This is a genomic window from Scytonema sp. PCC 10023 (assembly GCF_963920835.1).
Classification (GTDB): Bacteria; Cyanobacteriota; Cyanobacteriia; order Cyanobacteriales; family Nostocaceae; genus Kalymmatonema.
This window is the reverse complement of the sequence record NZ_CAWUDP010000202.1, coordinates 1-6,372: the sequence shown is the minus strand read 5'-3', so window position 1 is coordinate 6,372 and position 6,372 is coordinate 1. Positions and strand designations below refer to the sequence as shown.

At 42.9% G+C, this 6,372-nt stretch carries 8 protein-coding genes; all 8 read right to left on the bottom strand.

Annotated features, from left to right (window positions below; genetic code table 11):
- The coding region (locus tag ACM0OZ_RS47320; protein WP_414589901.1) for an FHA domain-containing protein at positions 1 to 1,290 on the bottom strand (1,290 nt) is incomplete at its 3' end.
- Positions 1,287 to 1,436 (bottom strand): DUF6760 family protein, encoded by a 150-nt coding sequence (locus ACM0OZ_RS47315; protein ID WP_414589902.1) that lies wholly within the window; start codon positions 1,434 to 1,436, stop codon positions 1,287 to 1,289. The genes ACM0OZ_RS47320 and ACM0OZ_RS47315, both read right to left, overlap by 4 nt.
- Positions 1,433 to 1,813, bottom strand: coding sequence for a phage tail assembly protein (locus ACM0OZ_RS47310; protein ID WP_414589900.1), 381 nt, complete (start codon positions 1,811 to 1,813; stop codon positions 1,433 to 1,435). Before ACM0OZ_RS47310 ends, ACM0OZ_RS47315 begins: the two co-directional genes overlap by 4 nt.
- Positions 1,814 to 1,857: 44 nt before the next feature.
- Complete coding sequence (locus tag ACM0OZ_RS47305) at positions 1,858 to 2,190, bottom strand: hypothetical protein (RefSeq protein ID WP_414589899.1); 333 nt, start codon at positions 2,188 to 2,190, stop codon at positions 1,858 to 1,860.
- A gap of 12 nt (positions 2,191 to 2,202) precedes the next feature.
- Complete coding sequence (locus ACM0OZ_RS47300) at positions 2,203 to 2,682, bottom strand: phage tail protein (protein WP_414589898.1); 480 nt, start codon at positions 2,680 to 2,682, stop codon at positions 2,203 to 2,205.
- Between the two features lie 90 nt (positions 2,683 to 2,772).
- Positions 2,773 to 3,246: a phage tail protein gene (locus ACM0OZ_RS47295; protein WP_414589897.1), complete on the bottom strand. Its 474-nt coding sequence runs from the start codon at positions 3,244 to 3,246 to the stop codon at positions 2,773 to 2,775.
- 213 nt (positions 3,247 to 3,459) lie between these two features.
- Entirely contained in the window at positions 3,460 to 5,142 is a 1,683-nt protein-coding gene (locus ACM0OZ_RS47290; RefSeq protein ID WP_414589896.1) for a phage tail sheath family protein, read from the bottom strand.
- Positions 5,143 to 5,261: 119 nt separating this feature from the next.
- Positions 5,262 to 6,152: a Pvc16 family protein gene (locus tag ACM0OZ_RS47285; RefSeq protein WP_414589895.1), complete on the bottom strand. Its 891-nt coding sequence runs from the start codon at positions 6,150 to 6,152 to the stop codon at positions 5,262 to 5,264.
- Between the last annotated feature and the right edge of the window lie 220 nt (positions 6,153 to 6,372).

The window sequence follows — 6,372 nt, the reverse complement described above, 5'->3', positions numbered from 1 at the left end:
CACATCATCTGCGACTACTGGAACTTGTGTCTCTAACTGAGGTGTTGCGCTCGCATTTTCTGGAACTTGGTTGTCTTGTTCTGGTCGCTCAATAGATGTAAGTTCATCCCTTTGAACATCAATCGATGCTTCATTGGTTGGTGCAACTTGTTGCTCGACGACTTCTACAGCTAGTTCTTCAGTACCAGGTTGTTCGAGTTGTTGCGAATTTGGCGTGATTTGCTCTGAGACATCATCAGCCACTACTGGAACTTGTGTCTCTAACTGAGGTGTTGCGCTCGCACTTTCTGGAACTTGGTTGTCTTGTTCCGATGGCTCAATAGATGTAAGTTCATCCCTTTGAACATAATCATCTCTTTGAATATCAACCGATACTTCATTGGTTGGTGCAGCTTGTTGCTCGACGACTTCGATAGATGGTTCTTGAGGGGTAGGTTGGATGCGTTGTTGGAATTGTGCAGTGATTTGCTCGGACACATCATCTGCGACTACTGGAACTTGTGTCTCTAACTGAGGTGTTGCGATCACACTTTCAGAAATTTCGTTAGCTACCTGTGCTGGCTGAATGAATGTATGTTCATCAATTTGAACATAAGTCAGTTCTGAACTGACTGGTGCAGCTTGCTGATCGACAGCTTCGGGAGCTTGTTCTTCAGTAGTAGACTGACCGATCTGTTGGGAATCTGATTGTTGTGGCTGAATAAATGTATGTTCATCAATTTGAACATAAGTCAGTTCTGAGTTGACTGGTGCAGCTTCTTGCCGATCAACAGCTTCGGGGGCTGGTTCTTTAGTAGTGTTTTGTTGACCGATTTGTTGAGAATCTGGAGTTTTTGAGCCAAGCACTTCCTGAGCAGCGACTTCCGGAACTTTCTCCTCTTGTTTTGGCAGAGGAGGAATTTGCTGGTTTCGCAAACTATTGGAAAGTACTGTGGCATCTATGACTCGAACAACTGTTTCCGGTAAGTCAGGAGGAGTTATTTCTTCTAACATGAGAACGAACTCTCCGAGGCGGATAACGTCTCCTGGTTTCAGGACATATTTTTGGTTTGTCTCAGCTATCCTCCCGTTAACAAGAGAGCCGTTTCTACTGCCAAGATCGCAGTAGTAGTAATTTCCATTTTGAAGAAAGAACTTGCCATGCAGTCTACTGACATCAGGACTGTCCAGAACTAACCCAGAATTAGGTGAGCGACCAATTAAGCACTCTCCTTCCATTCTGATTATTAGGGAAAGGTCAAGTTCCTGAAATTCACTTAGTGTTTGTGAATTAAGAACTTTTAATTTCATAGTATTCTTTGATTAACTTTATTAATTTCTGCTACCCAACGCTGACGAGTCTGGTGTTCTAAATTTAAAATATCATCTTGCGACCAATGAAAGTGGTAAGCAACGAAAGCTACCTCCTCATATAGTTTGTCAGAGGGGTAGCTTATGACTCCCCCGATAGCTCTAGCTCCATAGAAAAATCAGTGTTGCAATGAGGACATTGGGTAGGTATGTGTGCATTTCCTTGCTGGTTAACTCGGTTGTAAAATTCTCTAAGAAAAGCAATATCACGTAGGAGCAAGTGTTCCAATAATTCAGGGGCTACTGAAGTTAGACTTCCCAATCGAGTAATCACTCGTGAAAGCATGACTAATCCAATGTATGCTGAATTATCTTGAACTTTTGGATCTTTATGCACCAAAATTTCATCCTTTGCAGTAGCCAAACGCATCACTCCCTGACGATGCACTCGGTTTTGGTCATCAATTAAACCTCGAGGTAAGGTAAAGGTAAATTCAGTGCAAAGAGTATCTTTACGGCGCATAAGTCAATGCAAATTAGAGAATACTTTATTCGATAACGAGTCAGTTAAACAGAAGAACTAGCAGTTTCTTCCGATACAATAATTTCGTCCTCCAAACCATTAATTTGACGGTAAAAATTTTGGAGGTAATTCACATCTTGAGCAAAAAAGTTTTCCACTATCATGGGAGACACTTCAGATAATGCTCCAAGACGAGTAATGACTCGCGACAAGATAATGATAGTGGCATAGGCTGGGTTAGATGCAACACGGGGATCGCGCAAGGGAATAATTTCATCCATAGCTGTTGCTAGCCGCATTACCCCTTTGCGGTGGAGGTTCTTGTCAACGTCTAAATAGCCTTTTGGCAATGTAAATTCAAACTCTGTTTGAAACATATAGCTTGCTAACTACTTCGTGCGCTTAAAACTTTGAAAAGCAACTTCTACTTCCTCAATCGCCATTTCAGTTCCCTGAGCATTCACATCTCCAATTTTATAATTGGCAGGCCATGCTCCTGCTAACTCAAATCTTGCTTGTGGTTTTTTTGCTTGAGAAAGGATAGTTATGGAAGCATCTTTAGCTTGTTTAGCCCAATTACCTTCGTAAACAGCTTCAAACCACTTCCAAAATGTTGGAGAGTAGCTCAAACACCTGCGTAAAGTCAAATTGCCACTGTTAATGTTACCAGGAATCTTGGTTTTGACGACCTGACCTTTCTGTGCACTACCCCACTTGTTAGCAGTCACTTCACAAATTTCAATAACATCCTGTGTACACTGAAATCCTTGACATTCAAGAAAGGTTCCATCAACTGGCTCTTTTGACCCGTCCAAAGTCAATTCTACGAAAAAATTATTACTAGTGAGATATTCAATTGTGGCTACCATTGTCTACAACTCTCTATTAATATTGGGTATCGGGCAGAGTGCAAAAGAAATCAAACCTATGCTCAATGCCCAATAATCTATCAAATAATATTATTTTGTACGTTTGAAGCTTTCACAAACTAGAGTCCACTGTTCCGTAGCCATCTCACCTGAACTAGCATCAAACTCTCCTGGTTGATAAGATTTGGGGAAGGCATTGGTAAAATCACATTGAAATCCAATTGCACCTTCTTGTTTAAGAGCAAATACAGAACCACTTTTACGTTCTGTCATCACTTGCCTGCTACCACCATCAGGTCCAATACACTTTTTAAACCACTCAAAAAACTGCTTGTCTCCATCCATGATCATGGTTGTAATTGTTAGATCGATAGGATTACTATTGACAACGGTGGGAGTCGCCTGAAAGACAGGTTTACCTTTGGCAGCACAGCCCATAATTTGCCCAGGAACTTCTGTTTCAACTTGTGCTGTGGAAAATGATTTAATAGGTAATTTGTCCACTACACCGTCTATCTGTAGATAGAAATTAAAACTAGCGATAAATTCTTTTGCTTGTGTCATAGTTTGGGTTCCTTTAAATCAGAATTGTGAAAAAGTGAAACGAAGACATTGAACAACTAATCAAAAAAAAGCAGTATGGTTCGCTTCGATTTAGTAACTTACCAAAACTAGGCGAGTGGGTGCTTTCTTGCGTAGTACTGACTCACCGTATTGCTTACCATACGGGTCTTAAATTAGTGGGTGGTTCAAGCCCCCACTAATTTTCCCCACAGCCTACGCCCTTCTTGCTGGCTCACCTTCATCACCTTCAAAACCATTCCACTGACTGAGTCGAAAGATGACAAATTCAGCAGGGCGTACAGGGCAAACGCCTACTTCGACGTACAACCTTCCTAAAAGTCTGGTCTCTGGAGGATTGAGTTCTTCATCACATTTGACATAAAAAGCTTGCTCAGGTGTAGCTCCAAATAGAGCACCTTCACGCCAAATACGCTCTAAGAAATTACTGACGACTCGTATAACCCTAGCCCACAAAAACTCATCGTTAGGTTCAAAAACGACCCATTGAGTACCCAATTCAATTGATTTTTCAATGTAGCTAATTAATCTGCGTACGCTGATGTAACGCCACTCAGTTTTATCTGGTTCAACTAAAGTTCTTGCTCCCCAGATACGAATTCCTCGATTGGGGAAGTTGCGAATGCAGTTAATGCCAAGTGGGTTCAAAAGCTCTTGCTCGCGGAAATTAGTCTCGTAAGCCAGACCAATGACTCCTCTGGGTACTTCGTTTGCAGGTGCTTTATAAACTCCTCGAGTCTCGTCGGTACGCCCCCAAACACCCATCATATGACCGCAAGGAGGGACTAGAATCGGTCTCCCGCCGTTGCGTGGATTGGCTACTTTAATCCAAGGATAATAAAGTGCTGCAAACATGGAACGACGGTTGAAGCTTTGCAGCCACTCCACCACTTGTTGGGGTTTGGTGGTTTCTGCTGGGGGATCAAGTAGAACCATGCGGTTGGGTGGATTGGGAATATCACCACTTGCAGATCCTTCACACATACTTACCATCAGTTCCATAATACCATGGACTTGATCTAGGTTAATCACCTGTGCTTCATACGCCCGCATCAGATCGGGACAGGCTAACATGGTGATTTCATCAATTTCAAAAATTCCACGCACGCCTGTACGGTCGTCACGTACCCCTTCTAAATCTTGTGAAAACCTGTCAGGGGAAGATGGAACAATGGGAATTGTTAGTTCGTATTGACCGTTAGCTGGACGTTTGGTTAGTGGCATCCCATTTCGGGATGCATCTGTGACGTTGACGTACATGGAATTTCGTAATGCCGCAACTGCATATGTTGCTATTTGAGCACCTGGATCGCGATCCATGGTTAAGTTTTCGTATTGCTCGAGAACTTCTTCTCCCCGACAAATTTGGATAGTGAAGTACTCACCAGTATTTGGAGGTGGTTCTCCTTCAGTTCCTTCAGGAAGGGCGCGAGGTCCACTATCATTGATAACTACATTAAGCGATCCACCTGCTGCTTGCTCGGGACGCAGGGTAAATAACAGAGACGGACGATTTCCACGACCGCTAATTTGTAAAGTGGCAGGTTCTGGTGTTGTAGGTCTTACTGCTGTGGGTAATTGAGTGCCAATGCTAGTGATCCAGCAACGACCCCCTCCATTCAGAAAATAGCCATATACTGCAAAAGGTAAATAGGCGTCGAAGTCAGTGAAGCCGTTAGACTGTGGACGGGCAAAGTAGTTTAAATACTGCGTCCAGTTTGTTACTAACATGGGCTTGTAGAGTTCAGCTCCACCACGTACATCTTCTGTAAAACCCACAAATCCAGCAACTGCCGTGCTGACACCCTCTATCGGTCGGCTACCTCGATCAATTTCTTCAACATAGACACCAGGAGCAAAGTAATCAAGTCTAGGCATAATCATTTTCTCCAAATAAGAACGTCTTTAATCCAAAAGTAAGAAAATACTTATTACAGCAGTTTGTTTGTGCGTGAGGTACACAACCTAGGCTTCACGCGCCAGATATGAAGGCTGTTTTACTCCTGACTCCTGACGATTGACGCTTCTATTCTGCCGTTACTGGGAGCTAGTGAGATTTCTTTGAACGTGAATGTAGAGCTATCGACTAAGAAATTGCAGTTCAAAGGGCTGTAACCATTGCCATCTAGTGCTATCATATAGCTGCCTAAATTTAGATCTTCAAAGAAAAACAGCCCTTCTTGATTGGTGATTGCTAACTTGTGAGTTCCCATTAAGCTAACTTTGATTTGAGCAAGCGGCTCTTGTGAAACTGCATTTTTGACAATTCCCGCGATCGCTACCCGCTTGATATTATCTCTACCACTACTATTTGTTTGCTCTGCTTGCTGTTGGCTTTGTATGCGAAAAATTCGTTCCCAGACGAAAGGTACTGTAGTACTCTGTGCCTCAAAGGGTATTGTCACTGTCACATACAAGGCTGGACGTAAAGGAATGCTCAACGCACTCCACAAAGAACCCATCTCTATTAATGGCTCTACTGCAACTAACATAGGCAGATTGCCATGACCACGCAGTTCGGGGACTAAAAACTCCTCTCGCAGGGAGCGATTGCGTAGCAACGTGCTTAACGCCTCACTGAGAAGGAGATGCTCACCTAAAGCCGTGCGATCCCAAGCTGTTAACACCAGTGACATATCAAACCAGCTAGGAGACCAAGATACATTTGCAGGATGCAAACTTCCTTGAGCAACCTTGCGTTCAACTTGCCTACCAGCGTGCTGTATCTGCTTACTTTCACGAATGTCGTAGAAGTACAAATTAATCATGGGTCTCACCCCATCATCTCTACGATTGCCAGGATGGCTGAAGTCAATCTGTTCTGTACTAGTGAGGGAAGTTCCTCCGGCTAGAATTTCCGCCAGAGTTTGGAGAACAAAAATAAGCATGAAACTGCTTAGCCAGTAGCTTACCTATAAATATAGATTTAAGGCATAAAGCTTGTGATGTTAATTAGACTTTTGTCGATATTTCTACTCATCGTTCGCTTAATCGAGGATGTACAGCGGATTGCGGGTCAGTGTAGTACACTAAAATTCAGTGTATCAATTCATGTTTAGACTAGTTCGCGGTGCGAAACGGTAGAAGAAATGAACTAAAAACTTGATG